This is a genomic window from Paenibacillus sp. SAF-068 (assembly GCF_051967555.1).
In the GTDB taxonomy this organism is placed as follows: domain Bacteria; phylum Bacillota; class Bacilli; order Paenibacillales; family Paenibacillaceae; genus Paenibacillus.
In genome coordinates this window covers 1,309,127-1,329,719 of the sequence record NZ_JBQCJX010000001.1, presented here as the reverse complement: position 1 = coordinate 1,329,719, position 20,593 = coordinate 1,309,127, and the positions used below count along the sequence as shown (strand labels likewise).

General features: G+C 46.5%; 18 protein-coding genes. 4 read left to right on the top strand and 14 right to left on the bottom strand.

The features are described 5' to 3' along the window. The first annotated feature begins 98 nt into the window (after window positions 1-98). From ACTHPG_RS05895 to ACTHPG_RS05885, 3 genes are all read left to right on the top strand, one after another. The gene (locus ACTHPG_RS05895; protein ID WP_440388208.1) at window positions 99-974 is read left to right on the top strand and encodes a helix-turn-helix domain-containing protein; all 876 of its coding nucleotides are present in this window, start codon (window positions 99-101) and stop codon (window positions 972-974) included. A 141-nt stretch (window positions 975-1,115) separates the two neighbouring features. After that, window positions 1,116-3,110 carry a GTP-binding protein gene (locus ACTHPG_RS05890; RefSeq protein WP_440388207.1) on the top strand — a complete coding sequence of 665 codons (1,995 nt, stop codon included), beginning with the start codon at window positions 1,116-1,118 and terminating at the stop codon, window positions 3,108-3,110. A 14-nt stretch (window positions 3,111-3,124) separates the two neighbouring features. Beyond that, window positions 3,125-3,802, top strand: a complete 678-nt coding sequence (locus ACTHPG_RS05885; RefSeq protein ID WP_440388205.1) for a tetratricopeptide repeat protein — start codon at window positions 3,125-3,127, stop codon at window positions 3,800-3,802. A gap of 114 nt (window positions 3,803-3,916) precedes the next feature. Here the strand turns inward: ACTHPG_RS05885 and ACTHPG_RS05880 are convergent, their stop codons facing one another. The 14 genes from ACTHPG_RS05880 to rpiA all read right to left on the bottom strand — a co-directional run bounded on the left by ACTHPG_RS05880 (window position 3,917) and on the right by rpiA (window position 18,311). Next, on the bottom strand, window positions 3,917-4,978 hold the full coding sequence (locus ACTHPG_RS05880) for a phosphotransferase (protein WP_440388204.1): 1,062 nt from the start codon (window positions 4,976-4,978) through the stop codon (window positions 3,917-3,919). Between the two features lie 92 nt (window positions 4,979-5,070). Continuing rightward, the gene (locus ACTHPG_RS05875; protein ID WP_440388203.1) at window positions 5,071-5,697 is read right to left on the bottom strand and encodes a GDSL-type esterase/lipase family protein; all 627 of its coding nucleotides are present in this window, start codon (window positions 5,695-5,697) and stop codon (window positions 5,071-5,073) included. Between the two features lie 208 nt (window positions 5,698-5,905). Beyond that, the gene (locus ACTHPG_RS05870) at window positions 5,906-9,073 is read right to left on the bottom strand and encodes an MMPL family transporter (RefSeq protein WP_440388202.1); all 3,168 of its coding nucleotides are present in this window, start codon (window positions 9,071-9,073) and stop codon (window positions 5,906-5,908) included. Continuing rightward, window positions 9,070-9,528, bottom strand: coding sequence for a MarR family winged helix-turn-helix transcriptional regulator (locus ACTHPG_RS05865; protein ID WP_433752683.1), 459 nt, complete (start codon window positions 9,526-9,528; stop codon window positions 9,070-9,072). The genes ACTHPG_RS05870 and ACTHPG_RS05865 overlap by 4 nt, the downstream gene beginning before the upstream one ends. A 215-nt stretch (window positions 9,529-9,743) precedes the next feature. After that, on the bottom strand, window positions 9,744-10,181 hold the full coding sequence (locus ACTHPG_RS05860) for a GNAT family N-acetyltransferase (RefSeq protein ID WP_440388201.1): 438 nt from the start codon (window positions 10,179-10,181) through the stop codon (window positions 9,744-9,746). Between the two features lie 63 nt (window positions 10,182-10,244). After that, a complete protein-coding gene (locus ACTHPG_RS05855) occupies window positions 10,245-11,234 on the bottom strand; it encodes an N-acetylglucosamine kinase (protein ID WP_440388200.1) in 990 nt (329 codons plus the stop codon). Window positions 11,235-11,300: 66 nt separating this feature from the next. Then, the gene (locus tag ACTHPG_RS05850) at window positions 11,301-12,014 is read right to left on the bottom strand and encodes a class I SAM-dependent methyltransferase (RefSeq protein WP_440388198.1); all 714 of its coding nucleotides are present in this window, start codon (window positions 12,012-12,014) and stop codon (window positions 11,301-11,303) included. A gap of 18 nt (window positions 12,015-12,032) precedes the next feature. Next, window positions 12,033-12,383 (bottom strand): hypothetical protein, encoded by a 351-nt coding sequence (locus ACTHPG_RS05845; protein ID WP_440388197.1) that lies wholly within the window; start codon window positions 12,381-12,383, stop codon window positions 12,033-12,035. Between the two features lie 56 nt (window positions 12,384-12,439). After that, window positions 12,440-13,402, bottom strand: a complete 963-nt coding sequence (locus tag ACTHPG_RS05840; protein WP_440388196.1) for an alpha/beta hydrolase — start codon at window positions 13,400-13,402, stop codon at window positions 12,440-12,442. 36 nt (window positions 13,403-13,438) lie between these two features. Next, window positions 13,439-15,148: an ATP-binding protein gene (locus ACTHPG_RS05835; protein ID WP_440388195.1), complete on the bottom strand. Its 1,710-nt coding sequence runs from the start codon at window positions 15,146-15,148 to the stop codon at window positions 13,439-13,441. A 15-nt stretch (window positions 15,149-15,163) separates the two neighbouring features. Beyond that, window positions 15,164-16,252 carry a cobalamin B12-binding domain-containing protein gene (locus ACTHPG_RS05830; protein WP_440388194.1) on the bottom strand — a complete coding sequence of 363 codons (1,089 nt, stop codon included), beginning with the start codon at window positions 16,250-16,252 and terminating at the stop codon, window positions 15,164-15,166. 284 nt (window positions 16,253-16,536) lie between these two features. Beyond that, window positions 16,537-16,998 carry a MarR family winged helix-turn-helix transcriptional regulator gene (locus ACTHPG_RS05825; protein WP_339241344.1) on the bottom strand — a complete coding sequence of 154 codons (462 nt, stop codon included), beginning with the start codon at window positions 16,996-16,998 and terminating at the stop codon, window positions 16,537-16,539. Between the two features lie 15 nt (window positions 16,999-17,013). Further along, entirely contained in the window at window positions 17,014-17,613 is a 600-nt protein-coding gene (locus ACTHPG_RS05820) for a GNAT family N-acetyltransferase (protein WP_440388193.1), read from the bottom strand. A gap of 26 nt (window positions 17,614-17,639) precedes the next feature. Beyond that, complete coding sequence (gene rpiA, locus ACTHPG_RS05815; RefSeq protein WP_440388192.1) at window positions 17,640-18,311, bottom strand: ribose-5-phosphate isomerase RpiA; 672 nt, start codon at window positions 18,309-18,311, stop codon at window positions 17,640-17,642. A gap of 510 nt (window positions 18,312-18,821) precedes the next feature. Here rpiA and ACTHPG_RS05810 point away from each other — a divergent pair. Continuing rightward, complete coding sequence (locus ACTHPG_RS05810) at window positions 18,822-20,564, top strand: methyl-accepting chemotaxis protein (protein ID WP_440390143.1); 1,743 nt, start codon at window positions 18,822-18,824, stop codon at window positions 20,562-20,564. The last annotated feature ends 29 nt before the right edge of the window (window positions 20,565-20,593 follow it).

Below are 20,593 nucleotides of genomic sequence, written 5' to 3'. Positions count from 1 at the left end.
TCAATAAAAGGAAATTAAATTGCTTATATTGCGGTAAATATACTCTCTCATGACCAGGTATGCCTCTCGTTGACAAGATCGTCTGGAAAGGAGTCTTTATGGAACGTTCACCTGTTCGTACGACTATTCAGGCAGAATCGGGTATTCCGTTCCGCCTGGTGTACAGTGATACCAAATCCCCTCAGAACGAATTGCCAGATCATCTTCACGACTGGCATGAAATTATCTATGTATATCGGGGTCAGGGAAGCATCTTTATTGATACGGGACTTGAAACTATGCAGGAAGGCGATCTGTTCATTATTCCGGGAAGCACGGTTCATCGAGCCTTGCCGGATGCAGGAAATCCCGTTACATCTTCCGCATTGTTCTTCAGCCCGGGATTGCTGGCTTCGACCGCCGGAGGCGCCGGTTCTTCCTTGCTAAGTCTGTTTGAACGTTGTCGCAGACAACGAGTGTATAAGAGACATCTGAATACAACGGAGCAATCACAGGTGGCAGCCCTTATTGATGATATTCAGACTGAATTCCAGCTCGGTCATCATCTTAGCGCACATGCAGCCCTGTTAAGGCTACAACTGCTTCTCATTTTTCTGGAACGTCTGGAAGCTGCAGGACCTGCAAACCCGGGTACATCCGCACAGGGTCCCTCATGGCTCTCTTCTACGATCTCCCATATTGACAATAACCTGCGGAATGGCCTTTCCCTGCATGAACTCGCTCAGTATGCTGCGGTGTCACCCGCCCACTTCAGTCGTGCCTTCAAACGATACACCGGCATGACTCTGACGGATTACGCATTAGCACGAAGGGTGATTATGGCCAAAGAGCATCTGGTGCAAGGCGATGAGACGATGGCCGCCGTCGCTGATGCTTGCGGATTCGACAGCCTGCCCCACTTTTACCGTCAATTCAAAAAATTAACCGGTACTACTCCCGCAGCTTACCGCAGAACCATGAACAGTTCACGTTAAAATAGAACCAGCCTGGACGTAGATTCCTGGCACGAATCATATATATCCACATATTCTTCCATATGGATGATGTGGTATGATAATCTGGATTATTACTTGTCGGAAACATTGCATTCCGTTGTCAGAGGAGCTTGGCATTCCATGTTAAACGAATTGAATCGCAGAAATATTGGCATCTTCGCCCATGTAGATGCAGGGAAAACAACGACCACCGAGCATATGTTATACGAGAGTGGTGTTGTCCGCAGTCCGGGACGTGTAGATGACGGAACAACAGCTACAGACTCACTCGACATTGAGAAAGAACGTGGCATATCGGTTCAGGCAGCCATGACCTCTCTGATCTGGAAGAACACCATCATTGACCTCATTGATACGCCTGGACATATTGATTTCAGCTCTGAAGTAGAGCGAACACTTCGAGTGATGGATGGTGCTATTCTCATTCTGTCGGCAGTAGAGGGAATTCAATCCCAGAGTGAAGCCATCTGGCATGCCCTTCGTTCACTTCGCATCCCAACCATCATTTATATTAATAAAATGGATCGGGTTGGCGCATCTGCCCCGGCAGTCATGGAGCAGATTCGTTCCACCCTGTCTCCCTTTGCATGTGACATCCAAACGTATCAACTCCATGAAGATACTTTTCATGGCATCGACTCCCTATGGAATAATAATCATAATCAAGATACGGTGTCAGATCGCACACCATTCCTCCCAGGTCTGGTCGAGCTCCTTGCTGAACTGGACGAAGAAGTCATGGAAGCCTACATCCAAGAGACTTCGTTATCCCAAAGGGATCTAAATGAAGCGTTCCTGCGCTATGTACATCAGGGTGAGATGTTCCCTGTCTGTTATGGTGCTTCCAGCAAAGGAATCGGCGTCACGGCATTGCTCGACGCAGTCCTTGCATTTCTGCCTCCACCCGCACAACCTGTGGATTCTCCCGTATCGGGAGTTGTGTTCAAGATTGAACGTGACCGCACCATGGGTCGCACGGCTTACGTCCGCATGTATGGTGGTAGTCTCCATAACCGGGATACCATCCATAATTCGACGCGGGAACTTGAAGAGAAAATAACTCAGATTCGCCGTATGGATGGACGGAAGTGGGCCGACACAGGTAGCGTTCACGCAGGACAGATTGCTGCGCTATACGGACTGAGCGACACCCATGTAGGGGACATTATCGGCAGTCCCGAAGGTGTACCTCCTCTGCCACAGATGGCTGTGCCTTTGCTGACCGTACAAGTACATGGCAAGGACCCGGCACGTTACCCCGAGCTTGTGGCAGCATTGCAGGAATTGACGGATGAAGATCCCTTGCTTGACCTGCAATGGTTGCCGGAGGAACGCGAGCTTCATCTCAAGGTCATGGGAACCATCCAGCTTGAGATTTTATCCAGCCTGTTACTGAGTCGTTTCGGATTGGATGTCGTGTTTGATCCGCCATCCGTTATCTATAAGGAAACGCCTCGTGCAGCCGGAGAAGGTTATATCGCTTATACGATGCCCAAGCCTTGCTGGGCCATCCTCCGCTTCAAGATTGAACCTTTGCCTCGCGGAAGCGGTCTGATCTATGCCTCAACCGTAAGGACTGAGGATCTGCTGCTACGTTATCAGAATGAAGTGGAACGCCGGATTCCCGAAGCCTTGTCTCAAGGCATGCATGGTTGGGAAGTAACCGATCTGCGCATCACACTTGTGGAAGGAGAGCATCATGTCTGGCATACCCATCCGCTGGATTTTGTCGTAGCCACGCCTATGGGAATCATGGATGGATTAGCGAGAACAGGTACCACGTTGCTGGAACCCCTTCTTCAGTTCAGGCTGACGGTTCCGGAGGATTACGGTGGCAAGGCGCTTAGCGATCTGGTTCATATGCGAGCCACTTTCGAAGCCCCCGCCATCGGTAACGGACGTTGTATTATTGAAGGGCTCATGCCTCTTGCTACCTCAATGGATTATCCAGTGAAGCTGCGTTCCGAGACAAGCGGACGCGGGGTGATTACCACTTCGTTTGCCGGGTATCAGGATTGTCCTGCAGATGTAACTCATGCTCGCAAACGCAGAGGGGTTGACCCGTTGGATCAGTCGAAATATATTTTGAGTGTACGAAATGCGATTACATCATAAATGGAGTTGAATCTGTGCTTATTAAATTTCTTATCTTTGGCCTTCTATGGCGGATTGTGGGTAATCCGTTCATTGCCATCCTCATTTTACTCGTTATCCTGTATTTCTTGGATCGTCGTTACGTTGGGGTGTTCCCAAGCTTCACCAAACCTCTCAAGCGTATGCGTAACATCTCCCGGCTTCGGCAACAGCTTGCCATGAGTCCCAATGAAGTTTCTTCCAAGCTGGAACTGGCTCGCCTGTTAATTGAGCGCAAGCGTTACAGTGAGGCACATGCCTTATTGCTTGAACTGGAGCGCCCGTATGAACAATCCGCTGAGTACTGGGAGGCACTGGGGACGACGGAGCTTCATCTGGGTAACATCGAACAGGGAGAACGTCACATTTTGAAAGCACTCGAGATCAACCCCAGAGTCAAGTACGGACGCCCGTACCTAACCCTTGCTGGTGCCTTCAAAGATACGCATGAAGACAAGGCGTTGGATTATGTGCATCAATTTCAGGAGATTCATTCCTCTTCCAGTGAAGCGTATTATCTGCTCGGTTCGGTTCATCGTTCCCTCGGACGTAACGCAGATGCGAGGCAGGCCTATGAGCAATCATTGAACGTTTATCGTTCATTACCCAAGTACAAGAAACGTCAGGAGCGCCGCTGGGCTGTCCGCAGTTGGTTCCGCAAACGTGGATTGTAATGTCATCCGCTATACGCTGTAATTTTCTTATATCACTCTGCTAATCAACAAAAGTGCACTGATCTCTGCCCTCATATGGAGCAGAGACAGTGCACTTTATTCATGATAACGATATTAATATACCAATATCTCACGCAGTCGAGCTTCATGAAGCGACATCCAGTCCATACGCTCTTTGAGCTTCACAATCTGATCTACAGCCACTTCCGGCTCATCGATACCCTCGAACATGCGACTGATAAAATGCATGACCACATCCAGACTGCGCAGCAGAATCAATCGAGGTATGGATAACAACTCTTCCGGCTCCAGGCTGACCTGTTCCCGAAATCCCCTGATCAGTCCCTCTTGTGCCTGCCACATCCAATCTTCACTCTTGTCCATGGTCAGGAGGTCAGACATTGGAACAGCTAACTCCATGACCCGCAAATCCCATGTCGCGAATTCAAAATCCAAAATGGCACAGATTTCACCATTCTGCTGATCTGCCAATACATTCGAAGCATTCACGTCTCCATGGACCAATTGATGCGGCAGCCGTTCCATTCCCCGCAGGGCTTCAAACAGATCTGGCAGCACATTCCCCAGTTGCTTAAGCTCATGCGCACATGCGATTAATGACTCTGGCGGCGAGGCGCATAGTTGTAATAATCGTTCTGGAGAACAGAGCGGATACGCATCCTGAATTTGATAGTACGGTGGATACACAGGTTCAAGTGTTATATCCAGCGTAGCCATAGCAGAAGACAGTGCTCCCGCCGCTTTACCGAGGCCATATAATTGAGCTGGCTTATCCCAGATCGGATTGACGCCCTCCCGATAATGAAACAGAGTCGCAATTTTGGTATGACCTGTGAGAGTATCTTTTACAGGAAGGAATGTACCTGCCTCGCCAGATAATCGCCTTACCGGTGAAGGTGTTTCAAGCTTAAAATTCGAACATTGAAGGGCTTCCAACACCTGGTGTTCAAAGGAAATTTTCATCGGATCATTATGTGTCTCATATTGTCTCATTACGTAACTAGTCCCATCTATATGGAGCATGTAGGTAGAATTATTCATTCCACCCTTTCCACGCTCGCCTTTCCAGTCCGATGTGAAACCATATGAATCCAATACTTCGGATATTCGTTGCTGCTCTGAATGATGGAGAGAAGCGGAATCGATGTTATGCACCTGAAATTAACTCCTTTAACTCACAAATTGGAACGGTCTTCTATTTATCTTAAAGGATGTCCATGGCTCGGTCTAGCTCTGTTCCGAAGTGTTCAAGAGAACGGATAATATCCGGTCCGATTAAGCTGTTCTGCAATGACACGATATCCCCTTGCATTGGGATGCACCCTGTCCCAGAACAACAGTTCACGCTCACGACCCTCAAACCTGTCATAGACCTGAGCACACGCATAGTTACCTGATCCAGCTCCGTTTAGAAAGGAATTATATTGGCGCACCCAATACGCAGCTTCTGTCGCTTGTGGATACGGGTTGTACAATCCGATGGATCGAACCATATACTCATCGTTGCCCTTTAACTGCCGGATGTGCCTCATGATCTGGGATACATTACTGCGGGTTTCTCCGAGCACCTGCGTCATTTTACTTGCATTGGGTATGCCGCCAGTTGCTTTGAACGTACGAATCAGATCATTGCCGCCAATGGATATGGTAATGATATCGGCTTCACGCAGCGATTGCCGCACTCGGGGATGAGAAGAGATCATCTGCAACATCCCCCCCGACGTCAGTCCATTTACACCCATATTTTCCATGGATACAAATGTACGAACATTCATTTCTGCCATTCTCCGATATAAAGGAACAAAGCCGGTGCCCAGCAACGCTCCTGTACCGACCGTTAATGAATCTCCTAAAGCCACATATCGATATACCATCCCGTCGCCCCTCTCTGCTGTGATTTCCTGACCAATAATGAATTGCTCTATATCTTATGATGAGCGGTAAGACAAGGCGCGGGATGGTGTCCTTAGGCATGCACCTTTCTTTTGCATAAGACCGCAGTTCCAATGTGGAGGTAAAAAAAAGAAAAAGCCCTGCCGCATAACGCGGCAGAGCCTAATCCATTCATTGCAATGCATTATATTACATGCCTATGGTCCGATCTGAATCAACGGAATCCGCCTGTTCCTTATTAGGGAACGGCCACCAGTTCGCCCGGCCAAACATCTTCACCATCACTGGCACGAAGAATGGCAGGAACAGCAGGGAGTATAAGACCAACCCGCTAAGAACTACTGTAGCAATCTGCATCATCGAGAGAACACCGGATGGATACATGGCAGCAAATGTTCCGCTCAGAATGACCGCTGCAGATAATATAACGGTCCCCATGTTCTTCATCGCGTACAACATGGCATCCTGTACTTTCATGCCTTTGTTCTCATTGAAACGGTCCATCAGGAAGATGCTATAATCCACACCGAGTGCAATCAGCATAACAAATCCGAAGAACGGAGTAACCCAGCTAATGCCTGCGAATCCGAGGATATTAACAAAAACCACTTCGGTTAATGCCATCGATGTGAAATAAGCCAGTAATAAGGAAACGATTAGATACAATGGCATAATGACCGAGCGAAGCAGCACGACCAGAATAATGAATGTGCCCGCCAGCATTAGCATTACCGTACGTGTATAGTCGTTATTCGAGATCTCTTGCAGATCTGCAAACGTACTGGTAACTCCGCCTATGGCGATGTCTGCTTTTTCAAGCGTACTGCCTTGTACTGCACGATGTACAGCCGCTTCAATGTCAGGAACACGATCAATGGCTTCTGTGCCGTATGGATTCTCGGCGAAAATAACGTCAATCGTCATCGTTTTTCGATCTTTGGACAGATACGTATCAAATACCTGTTTGAAGTCTTTATTGCTCAGTGCTTCTTCCGGAACGTACCAGCCTGCCAGATCGGAATCTGGTGCATTTTGCAATTGTGTCAGATAGTCCTGTGCGGAATCCAGTCCCCCGGATACCTGTTTAATACCATCTACACTTTGATTCAATCCATCGGTCAGTTGTGTCAGCTGACCACTCAGATCCGAAAAGCCTTGCTGAATTTTCTCCTGACCACCCTGAAGCTGGCCAAGCCCGTTCTGTATGGATGGTATCTCCTTAATCACTTTACCTTGACCATCAGCAGCCTGTTTCAGACCTGTCTCAAGCTGACTGATTCCCGTTACAATCTGTCCCAGACCATCGGCAAGTGCCTTCTGTCCGGCAGCTGCGGAGGCAAATCCTTCATTGGCCTGATTAATTCCAGCAGCGGCTTCGCCCAGCTTGGTCTGAATCTGACCCAAACCTTGAGCGAGCTGCGCTGTGCCAGAACCTGTTTCACCAATTGTACCTTTGATACGCTGGTAGTCAGTATCTTGCTGTAATTCAGGATATCGCTCTTCAAGTGCTGTGAAGGATTCGGACAGACTGGTCAAAGCCGTTGAAACCCCGCTCAGCTGTTGCTGCAGTTCACGAGTTCCTTCCCCCAGTGCAGCAACACCAGCTCCCGCCTGACGGTAGGCTTCAAGTAACTGATTGTTCGCTTGCGCAAGTTGATCTGCGCTCGTTTTGGCTTGCTGAAGTCCGGCTTTCAGATCACCCGCACCAGCGGAACCATCTCGAATCCCTTTTTCAATCTGCTGAAGCCCTTCACTAAGTTGTGTGATACCCGATTGCAACTGGGAAGTTCCTTTGGTAAGTTCCCCTGCTCCATCGGCAGCTTCTTTTAATTGTGGTTCATTTTTACTTAGTTGACTGCTGGCTTCACTCAGACCATCCCGGATTTTGTCCAGACCCGTCTTGCCTTCACCCAGTCCATCCGATAATGTTCCTACTTGCTGTGTAACTTCGAAATCTTTGATCTCATCACCCGTAGGCCGTGTCATACTGCGGACACCAGAGACCCCGGCTACTTTCTCTACTTCCCGGCTAATTTTCTCGGCAACCGCCATATACTTCGCATTATCCATCGCTTCATCGTTCTGAATGACGATCTGACCTGGCAGCGATTCACCCGGACCGAAGCTGTCGGAGATAATGTTGAATGCTTTTACGGAATCATATTTCTCCCCAATCTCATCAAGACTGTTGAACGACAGTTTACCATCGTAGGTTGCCAGAAGAGGTACACAAACAGCCGCAACGATGAGTAACGCAGCCCATGGACGTTTCAGTGAGAAGCGACCAGCTGCACCATAGATCTTGCTCTCGGCATGTTCAAGTGAACCCTTGGACGGCCAAAACAACTTTTTGCCCAGTACCGCCATGAAGAATGGAACGATCGTCACCAAAGCAAGCATCATCACAGCGATACCCACAGCTACGGCAACTGCAGAACGATACAGCATAAACTGGGCAAAGCCGATCGCAATGAATCCAACCAGCACGGCTAGTGCGGAGAAGAGTACCGTTTTACCCGCAGTACGATAGGTTGCAATAATGGCATCCCATGTATTCTCATGGTGAGCCAGCTCTTCCTTGAACCGACTGATCAGCAGGATGCAGTAATCTGTACCGATCCCAAACATGACGGCGACCATAAAGATCTGTGTAAACGTCGATATTGGGAAGTCGACTCCATCCACGAGGAATGCAACGATCTGTTGCGATACAATGTAACTGATCCCCACCGTCAGCAGCGGTACAAACGGAGCTACAAACGAACGGAAGACTAGGAACAGAATGAGTAAAATAAAGACAACTGTAATATATTCCGATTTCTTAAGCCCCTCTTGGGAACTTTCAATGGTATCCTCGTCAATCAGACCTTTACCGGTTATGTAGTGTTCCACATTGACGGACTTCAATGTTTCATTCAGATCTTCCCGCATTTCTTTGACCGTGCGATCTCCCTGGTCAATGGAAAGCGATGTTAGAATGGTTTTGCCGTCAGCCGAGATCATCTTCTCGGACAATTCGGGCTGAGAGAAGGGTTCCAGAATGGACAGAATGCCCAGCTTCTCCTTGTCGGCCTCCAATTGCTTAATGGCCTTCTCTGCCTCTTGTTTTCCCGTGGTACCGAGACCATCGGGATTATGGAATACAAGGGCAATCTGGCTGCCCTGCTGTTCTCCCTCTTGTGCTGCAGCTTCATTCAAAATCGCTGTTGCCTGGGTGGAAGAGTAACCTTCTGGAACTGAAAACTGTCCTTTTTCCCGAATCAGTTCACTCATGTTAGGGGCAGTAAACATCAATATGGCAGCTACAACTACCCATAACCCCATCAACCACCATCGTGCTTTCAATATCGTTCTCATTCGTTCTCCTGTCCTCCTTCATGCGATAACAAAGCTGCAAGCTTCTCGAAAGATTCAATGAAATTACGAACCTCTTCCGGCGTAAAATGAACCAGATACGGCTCCAGAATCTGCTGTATTTCCTGTTCTGTCTCTCTGTATACCTGGCTTCCGGTCTCTGTCAGAGTCAAATACACGACCCTGCGATCACGTTCGTCTCCGGCCCGATGGACCAGATCACGATCCACCAGCTTGTTAACCAAAGCAGTAATGCTGCTCTTGCCGATGCACAGAAGTTCTGCAAGATCAGAGGGCGTACAAGACTGCTTCTCATTAATGAGTCGAAGTGAACAGAACTGATCCATCGTCAAAATCTGCCCTACACGTTCGCGTATCTGGGTATCAAACCGTTTGGTTACCAGGAAAGAAGCATCCAAATAGCGGTTAACCAAACTTCCAGCATCCGGTGTGTTCATTCATCATTCTCCTTTCACAATATAGTTCACTTAACGAACTATTCTTCTGTGAAACTATTCTATAATGAAACTATATTGAAAATCAATACTTTTTTCCTGCTTTTTTAATGAAAACAACAAAAAAACAGGACGTCCGACTCAGCTAATTGCCAAATCCAACATCCTGTAATGCGTATGCTCTATATATTTTATAAAGTAGTAGAATGCATCAAATATTACTCTTCGTCTGTATCTTCCTCTTTTTCAAGAACACAACGGAACCGTTCTACACCCGGATACAGTTCGCCCAGACTATATACGACGAATCCCGTATTCCGGTAAAACTCCACGGCCTCCAGATCCGTCTCTGCAATCAAAGTATCAGGATTGTATTTCTCCAGCAGTTGTGAAATCATGCCCCGACCATAATTTTTGAATCGGTTCTCCGGCAGAACCGCAATATGGTGGATGGTAATCTCGCTGGAGCCAGTATGCTCATAACCAACCAGACCAATCAACTGCTCCTCTGCTTCGTATCCGGCCAGACACCATTCTTCATTCTCTACATATTGTTTCAACGCACGTTTCAGATGATCCGGATCAGGAAAGACCGAGTAAGATAACAGTTCCTGCACTACCGGCTCTTCTATGCGTGATTTCAAATTAATTAACACCTTTATTCCTCCTATACCTTGCTTGTTTCCGCTATCGTATTGTAGTCGTTAACCCCTCAAAGTTCAAGTCGTATAACCATTTAGCTCCGATTGAAGGATTGTCGGGAGGTTATCCGTTGCGTTAATCTGCGCCAGATGATAGGCACCCAGCAATGCGCCCCCAACTGCTTGCAAGTTACTGGTTATGTACTGAATTTTTTTCCCTTCGGACCGATAAGCAGCATCCAGCCCTTTCTGAACAGCCCCCACCATATATGGTGAACTCAGACAGCTTCCAGTCATCGCCAAGGATACGGTTGGCTGATCAAAACAGCATGCCAGCAGAAGGATTCCGACAACAGCTGTATCAGCAGCAGAGTCACATACTCTAACCGCAAGGGGAATATTCCGGGCTGCAGCTTCGGTCACCAGAGGTGCCATTTGACCAAACCTCCGATTGATAGCCTGCTGATTATCAGCAAAACCGGAAACTCCCAGTGCAGCAAGCTCCCGAATAGAGTTTACATGCCAGTACGTTAAAACCTGCTCAATCCATTCTTGATCCTGCAACTCATAACGTCCCGCGAGAATGGAATGCACCGTGTCATAAGCCAAAAACCTTGCTGCTGTCGGCGCATAATGACCGAACTGATCGTTACGGAGCCAAGCGCCCTGTTCCGTTCTGCCAAGGATCAGGGAGCCTGTACCTCCAATGGCAACAATGCCTGGCTCGCCATCGAAGGCGGCTGTATGTGCAATATGTGTATCATTCACTGCACTGATTTTGCCTGTAATCCCGGTTCGGGCAATTAATGCTTCGGCCCAAAGCGTATCTTCAGGCTTATTCAGACCAGCCATCCCTGCCTGTATAGAGCCGATCTGATCTGGCTTGAGTCCAGCCTGTGTTATGGCCTCAGCGATACCTTCCAACACATTCTGCTCCGCATGGATGTCATGATAACGATTGCAACCTCCCTTTTGCACATAGGATAACAGCCTTCCATGCTGATCGGCGACAGCCACGCGGGTGTGGCTCCCCCCTCCATCCATCCCAATTACGTATGTATTCATCATCCTTGACTATCTCCTCCCACTTGAACAATAAAAGTGCCGGGGCTTTACCAGGTCCCGGCAGAGAACTTATTGCTTTTGCACAGCAAAACGAAGCAGTTCACAACGAAATTGTGTCGGCTCATCATACTTTTCCTCTTCAATCGTCTGTGTGACATGTTCCTGAAGCAGAATATTCCAGCCTTTGTAAGCCTTCTCCAGTATAGCAATCGCTTCGGCTGTTGGCAGGTTCAGCTCAATTAACGGCTCGATCTCACGGCCTGAATTCATTTCTTTTTCTTCCACATTGGTACTCATCGTAATACAATGAATGCCACCTGTTCGAGTTCCTGCTTGCAATCGCTCTAACGCTTCCATGAAAGCTTGCTTATTTGATACATGTTCCAGACATGAACAAGCAGCTATATAGTCAAAATAATCCTGCTCAATTGCATAATGTTCAACATCTGCTTTTACAGCCTTCACGAGATGATCAACCTGATATTCTTTTGCATACTTGCGAAGTCCATCTATCGCCTCGTCCAGCAAATCCACACCGATGACTTCACTGTTCGTTTGTGCAAGAGCCTGTGCAATCGGTATCGTGTGCCTTCCTACTCCGCATCCCAGATCGAGGACACGCAGTTCCTCCTTGTGAGCAAGTAAACGTTCCAGCATATCCATAACCATAGGCATCGGCCTGGACATCCAAGTGCCAGAGGCGAATAATTCATTATTCTGATAGAAGTTGGAATGATAACCTGCCTCTGCTTTTCGTGCAGCCTCAAATTGTTCATTTCCCATCAAGACACCTCCATAGTTTTAGAAGTTAAACGTCAAAGTCCCTGTACCGGCGAATAGTATGATTGAAAAAATGATCATGATGACCAAGCCAGCCGTTACGAGCAATTTACCCGTATCCCTCTTGTATGAACTGTCGTTAAATAACATGACTCCACCAATGGAAATAGCCACCGGAGCGAGAAAAAGTGTAATCAGTACAAGCAACGCGATGGAATAACGGTCCAATACCGATTCTTCATATTCGGTCATATAAGGTTGTTCAGGCAATGCCGTTTTTGTGGCAACCAGATTACCACACGATTTGCACTTAAACTCATCTTCTGCCATTCCTTCATGACAGTAAGAGCACTTCCTTTGTGTGCGCGCCATCATCAGCCTCCTTCCGCATCTTTCTAATAATCAATACCCATAATTGAAGGCGGAAATCAATGGACAACGGATGCTGGATGATGCAGATTCTTCTTCATAAAGGATTCAAGTGCCGCCTCATATCCGGTGCGATCCACTTGAAACGCTGTACCATGACCAGCACGGGGGACAGTCAGAAATTCCTTTTCGGTTGGGCAAGCTTCATACAACCTGTACACCATTTCGGTTGGTACAAACGTATCAGACTCACCGTGGATGAACAGCACAGGAACGTTGACTCTGGCAAGTTGATTGAGAGCCGAAGCCTCTCTAAAGGAATACCCTGCTTTCCACCGGGAGATCAGACTCGTGACGGGTATAAACGGAAATGCAGGAAGCTTGTATAATTGCTTTAGCTGGAATGTCAGTTCTTCTTCCACGGATGTATACGCACAATCAGACACAATCGCTTTAACCTGATTCGGCAGGGCTTCACCACCTGTCATCAGTACGGTTGCTCCTCCCATGGATATGCCGTGCAATATGATTTCCCCTGCTGTACCCACTTTTTCAAGCACCCAGTTGGTCCACTGGACATAATCTTTCCGATCCAACCAGCCAAAACCAATGATATCACCTTCGCTCAGTCCATGACCCCGATCATCCGGCATTAACACGTTATACCCATGCTTTTCCGCATAGAATCGGGCAAAACCTGCCATTTCTCTACCTTTGCCTGAATAGCCATGTGCCAGAATTACTGTCTGATCTGACCCGTTATTGGAAGCAAGCCATGTACCGTGCAGTTTTAATCCATCATGCGATAGAATGGATACTTCTTCTACCGGCTGAGCATCCAGCCACTTCAGGTCAGAAGCACTGCTGATGATTTCATTGTCCGGTTCAGGCATCAGATTCGGATTATCGACCAAAAATGTTTTGGGCGTCCGGCGAATAGCGGTTTTGAAAAAATAAAGCCCACCTGTCCACAGAAGAGCAAGAACGATCAGCACCAGTGCTGCAAGTACGTAAAATAACATGAAGGGGGCCTACCTTCTTTCCTTTTTAAGATATGATCAATCTGTGCTTACTCGCTGCAGTGAGGCACATGCTGCTTGATAAGCGGGTAACAAAGCATCCAGCAAAGGTTCTGCTTTCCTTGATTGACCTTCCTTCGCAAACTGCTCTATCCTGGCAAACAAAGATGATAAATAACGAATCCCCAGGCTCAGACTTCCTGATTTCAGATCATGGGCTACCTCTGTTGCAGCGACATGGTCGCCCGACACAATATGTCTGCGCAACACCTCAATCTTGCCAGGTGTTTCGGTACGATACATCTCCAACAACATTCCGAGGAGTGTGCGATCGCCATCGGTGGTTAGTTCCGCAAGCTCATGCACGACGCTCATATTCAGTATCTCTGTCGTTTCAGAGGATTGCTGCCACTTCTGAATCATCTTATCCAGAATTTCCAGCGTGAAGGGTTTGCCAATAAAGTCATTCATTCCGGCTTCCATACACTTGTCTTTCTCAACCTGCATGACATTACCTGTCATAGCAATAATAGGTGTGCTATAGCGCATTTCATCCATTTCGATGGAGCGGATTTTGCGTGTTGCCTCCAAACCGTCCATCACTGGCATCATATAATCCATAAGAATCAAACTGTATTCTTTGCTGAGGAAAGCAGCAACTGCCTCTTCTCCATTCACGACAGCGTCCACTTGGGTTATTCCCAATTTTTTGAGCTGCAACATAACAAGCTGCCGGTTGATGACATTATCATCGGCCAGCAATACGGATACCGAAGGGGCTTCATCATGCAAAGCCTGTCCCGGATGCTCTTGAGCGAAAGCAGCAGACGGGTTAATGGCCTGGTTAACTTGTTTTTTGCCAAGTGTAAGTTCGAACCAGAATGTTGATCCTTCACCCTCCTGACTCTCTACTCCAATCTCACCTTCCATTAGTATAACGAGTGACCTGCAGATGGATAATCCAAGCCCTGTCCCTTCATACTCTCTCGAGCGTCCACGTTCAGTCTGCACATAGGGTTGAAATAACCGGGTTTGATCTTCTTCAGAAATTCCTATCCCCGTATCTTCAACTTCAAACCGAATGATTTGTTTGTGCTCATCATCCTGAATAAGGCTCGCTCGGATCTGCACCGAGCCTTCTGATGTGAATTTGTTCGCATTCTGAATTAGATTGATCAGTATCTGCGTGATCCTCGTTGAATCCCCTTCAAGAAGAGTTGAAATGCCGGGGTCACAGTCTACCGACAACTGATTTCCGTTCTTTCTGACTTGGGGTTCGAGCAAACGAACAATAGAGTCTATCGTCTCTTGCAGATCCACTTCTCCCAGTTCAAGTCGCATCTGACCTGCCTCAAGTTTGGACAGATCCAGAAGATCCTGAATCAGCTTAAGCAACAGTTTGGCAGCATCCTGTATAACGGAAACGGAATTCTCCTGTTCTTTAGACAAGGGAGACAGCTTAAGCATCTCTGCCATCCCCAATATGCCATTTAATGGCGTACGAAAATCATGGCTGATGCCTGCAATGAATGCACTTTTGGATTCCCCTGCATCTACTGCTTGCTGACGCGCAGTTTCAAGACTGCTATTGTTCTTCGCAAGCAGACGCTGGAGTGTCACCAGTTCGTTATTCATATCCGAGAATTCCGCAAGTGTCCGTTCCTCTTGTTCTTTACTCCGGATCATTTGATCCGACAACTGCTCAATCGTTCTGCGTAGCCTCTGTATCTCTCCGTTCTCATTAGACATCACATCATCCCTCTCCTAATCCCTAGCCATATCAAGGTGATTACATATAGCTGGCTGAGCCAGTAATTGTTCTGCGACCGCAACTGCCTCATCGGCTCCTGGAGCATAACCGTCGGCTCCTATCGTTTTCCATAACTCCTGATCAATATTAAAGGGATAACCCCCAACCATGATCTTCACATGTGCCGTTGCCGGATGATGCCGAATCAGATGAATCAATTCTTTGGCCAGATGAAGGTGATACGTCATCGTAACTGAAATCGCAACAACATCCCCCTGATGCCGCTCTATAGCCTCTACTACACTTCCATTGGGAACATTGGCTCCCAAATAGTGTGTATCCCAGCCTTCCATCTCGAACACATCTGTGAGCATGCGCAGTCCGATCTCATGTTGTTCACTCCCTACACAGGTGGCAACCAGCCTTTTATCCTGACCCGTATGAATCAACCAACGAGAATAGAGACGTGATATGAAGGACTGGGTCGCTGCTGTACAAAAATGTTCTTGCCCCACACTGATCCGATGGCATTGCCACAATCGCCCAACTTCATACTGGGTAGGCTGAAAGATATATCGATAAATATCACGAATCGTCACCCCAGCTTCTAACTGAGCTTCAATGATCTCGAAGGCTTCTTTCCGCTTATTGTCAAGCAAACACTTCAAGTACGATTGTGCGGCATCTCCATATGGCATGGATTCGTTGATGTAACCCGCCTGTGATTCCATGTGATTTGTTCTATATATTCCCATCTCCAGATACTTGAGCAGGAGCTCCTTGGACGGATGGTCAAATTCTTCTTCCAATGTCTCTTTGATCAGATTGAGATTAATTTCCAGATCCTCTGGTGATACCTTGTAACCTTCAAGTAGAACCTTCAGCCAGGCAATATAATGAGTAAAAAGACCTGGACTCTGTACGAGCACACTTTCTGCCAAGTAATTCAAGCTATATTGAGAATCCTGTTTGGTTCGTATTTTCCCGTTCTCACCAAATCGCTCAAGTAAATCGGGCTGTCTGAGATACTGTTTCTCCGTTATCTTATCAGCTAAGTCCCCCGATTCCTGGAGTAAACGTTCTCCTGCTTCCTGATAACTCATAGATGCACCCCTCCTCTACCCGCATCACATCTACATCATCATTCATAGACTAATCCAGAATGAGATCCATGTGAACTAACTTGCAATTCGGATAGGTTCTTCTACTTGATCCCATTCATCCATTCCGCTCTAATCGTTCTGTTCTATTATACATGAACTTTTGATGAACATGTTTTACACACAATGAATGTATTGAACAATCTTCCTATATTATGGAGGGCCTTGCAAGTCAGTCAGCCAGTATAAACCTGTACTTTGGACTTCCACAAAAAAACTGACCTGCGTTATGAACGCAAGTCAGTTTTCCCTTCTGCCGCAAGTCCCAGCTTCTTCAACATCCGAATCGCATCCACTTTTTCGGAAGGGTCAAGTCCTTCCAAAGCATCAATGATGACCTGATGGTGTTGAGGAAATATTTGAGTGAACAATTCTCTTCCTTCATCGGTTAACTCCGCGTAAATGACACGTCGGTCTTCCTTGGATGGACGACGAAACAGCAGATTTTTATTTTGCAACTTATCTACAACATACGTAATGTTACCACTGGACATTAGCACCTTTTCACCAATCTTTTGCAATGCCTGCGGTCCCTTATGATATAACAAATCAAGCACACCAAATTCTGTCGTATTCAGTCCGTGACTCTGAATGTCCCGATTGGAACGTGAGGTCACAGAATTATAGGCCCGAACAAGAACCACGAATAATTGTAAAGACAGTTCCCGGTTGTCCTCCGTGTTCAGCATTTCAATAATCCTCCATCAGTTGTTTACATTTCGGCTCGTATGAGAGGCCAGCTTCTGCTCCCACTCCTCACGGAGCATCCCCATACGAATTGAATCATAGTACTCCCCGCGAACGATACGGCACTTCCGCATTCGCCCCTCCACCTGTAATCCGGCTTTTTCAGCCGCACGCATCATTCGTTCATTGCCTGACCAAGTGGTTAGTCCCACCCGAACCAATGGTAGATGTTTAAACAAATAACTAGACCACATCACAAGTGAACGTGTGCCAACCCCGCGTCCCCACTCGGCAGATCTGTATATTACAATCCCCATTTCAAGCCACATGGATAACTCATCTTCTATATAATAACTGATCGTACCCACAATTTGTCTGTCAGATTCAATGATACGGATCGATACCGGTTTGGAATCACTTGGATCAACGTCCAACCGTTTGAGCATACCTTGTTCGAAGCTTTCATAACTTTCGTGTTTAAGTGGGTAATAGGGTGCATCCCATTGCTTCCATTCTGGTACATCATCACTGTTGATCAATTCATAGAGTTCTTTCAGATCCTTTTTCTCCACACACCGGAGAACAAGTTCATCATCCACAATTGGTAGTTCGTTCATACGATGCAACGCCCCCCTCTTCCATATTAGGAACGATGAAGCTCTTCAATACTGCCGTCCGCATGGGCAAGAATGACCGTGCTGGCCATATCCACAAATAGTCCGTTATCAACAACACCTGGTAACATATTCAATTGGACATTCAGATCCGCAGCGTGATCAATCGCTTCCAAGTGGCAATCCGCTATCAGGTTTCCGTTGTCTGTCAAATAACGTTGCTCTCCATCCATCCGCCAGTGTGGTTGACATCCCAATTTTTTGAGCGCCTGGAAGGTCCACTCAGAAGCAAATGGAACAACCTCGACCGGAAGCGGAAATTTTCCCAACTTTTGCACGGATTTGCTGCCATCTGCTACAATAATCAATTTGTCACTATTGGCCGCCACGATCTTCTCACGCAAAAGAGCCCCGCCTCCGCCTTTAATCAGGTTAAAATCGGGATCAACTTCATCAGCGCCATCAATGGTCAGATCCAGACGTCCAATCTGGTCGAATGGGACGATGGGAATTCCCCACTCACGGGCAAGCTTGTCCGAAGCCTCTGATGTGGCAACCGCCTGAATGTTCAATCCATCACGTACCCGCTCACCGATTCGGCAGATGGCATAATAAGCGGTTGAACCTGTACCTAATCCAACCTTCATTCCATCTTCAACATATTCTGCCGCACGCTCTGCTGCTATCTGTTTAAGATTCATCTATAAACCCCCGCTGCTCATAATTTGAGAAATGCATATGTAGTTATTATAGATAAAACCGCTTCCGATGTATATCCGTGCCTTCTGTTGCATCCTTGCCATCTTATTTTTGTTTTGTTGAAGGATGTATTTTTACCCACCATGTTATAGAATACAGAATGAAGCTAAAAAATGGGAAATTTTAAAATAAACAGTTCTAAATACCTATAAACCGTCTGATATGTCCATAAATACGTAAAATATTAAAAAAAATTTAACGATACTATTCAATTTAACGACATTTTATACGACATATTAATTATAGATGTGTTTTAATAATTAGACACCTATGGTTCATACGGTACATAAGTCTCTACGAAAGCGACTGATAAACCAAGACCATGGTCGCATAAATTTCCTTTGGAGGGGATCACGGAATGATCTAGTTCACTGTACCAAAGCAACCCTAAAGTTTCTTAATTTAAAGAAGATCAGGAGTGGAATTAAGTGAAATCATTAAGTTGGAAAAGCATGTCGTTTTTCTCCAAAAATCTGTTACTCTCATTTACCAATATCATTATTATCGGGGTAGCACTTATCGCAAGCAGTTATTATTTTCAAAAAACAGTTCTTGTTGATCAACTGCATGGACAGGTGGAACAAATTACCAAAAAGTGGGCTGAAGATATCAATCCCACCGAAGTACAAGCTGCTATTGCGGAAGGCAGCTATGATGGAGCAACACAAACAAAATTACGAGCGTATTTCGACGAAATGCAAGAATATTATCCTAACATTGCACAAGCCTACATCTTCGGTGTTGAGCTCGGTGGCGATAACAAGAGATTAACTTCCCTTGTAGCGATGCCGACCAACCTAAGAGAGGCTTTTCAAAGTGAGAACGTAAATATCGGTGACATGTATGAGCAGCCAGTCGTTGTAGCCAATGCACTGAAAGAAATGCTTAATACGGATCGCCCAACTTTCACTACATTCTACTCCGATGATTTCGGAACATGGACAACCATTGCTTATCCAATCAAAGACAGCAACGGTAAGATTTTCTCCTATTTTGCCGTTGATGCAGATGCATCAGCCGTACCCGCAGGACTTAACTCCTTGCTCAAAAACGGAATTATCATCCTTGTGGCCTTCTTGCTGTTATTCCTGATTATTCAATACCTTGTGGTTAAAAACACTCTTTCCCCTATCCGTCACTTGATCAAAGGAATTGATGACGTTAGTCGGGGTAATTTGAATGTCAACATTCCGACAGGCAAGGACGATCTGGGACTCGTGAATGAGAAGTTCAACACGATGGTTCGTAAAATCAACGATACGATCGTAAAAGTGCAAATTACATCACAAGAAGTGAATCAATCTGCCAAAGAGCTTTATGAGGTTTCCGAACGAAATAGTGAGAATGCAGATTCTATCAATAGCAATGTGACTCAAATCACTTCAAATATTCGTTCACAAGAACAGGCAACCCGGGATAGTGCACGTGCCATGGCCGAGATGGCTACCGTAATCCAGACAATTGCCAGCAGTTCCGCAAGTGTAGCGGATGAAGCCTATGAAATGGAACGTCGTTCACAGCAAGGTAACAGTGTTGTCCGTCAAGTATCCGAACAGATGAATCTGATTACGGAATCGGTGAAGAATACCGCTTCTGCCATTGAAGTCCTGGAGAGTCGTTCACAGGAAATCGGCGATATCCTCAATATCATCTCGGGAATCTCCAGCCAAACGAACTTGCTTGCCCTTAATGCATCCATTGAAGCAGCACGTGTCGGTGAAGAAGGAAGAGGATTTGCAGTTGTCGCAGGTGAAGTACGCAAACTTGCCGAACAATCTGAACAAGCGACCAGCCAGGTTGGCGTATTGATTCAAGAGATCCAAGCTGGAATTAAACAAGCTGTACGTGCTATGGAACAAGGTACGTCAGAAGTAGATACAGGGCTCAGTGTAGCCGATCAAACAGGACAATTATTCGAAGATATTTTGGAAGCAGCTAAAAAAGTATCTAATCAGATTCAGGAAGTATCAAGCGCTACAGAAGAGATCTCTGCGGGTACGGAGGAAATGACTGCTACAGCAGATGACTTGTCTTCAAGCGTGAGCAAGACAGCAAACAGCAGCGAACAAATCTCCTCATCGGTTGATGAGCAAAAAGCATCGTTGATTACACTGGTAGACTCCTCTACACGCCTTAACAGCATGTCTGAGGAATTGCAAGAACTGATCTCTCATTTCAATGTAAGCAAACAATAATTCAAATCCATAAACATTCGGTTTGAACC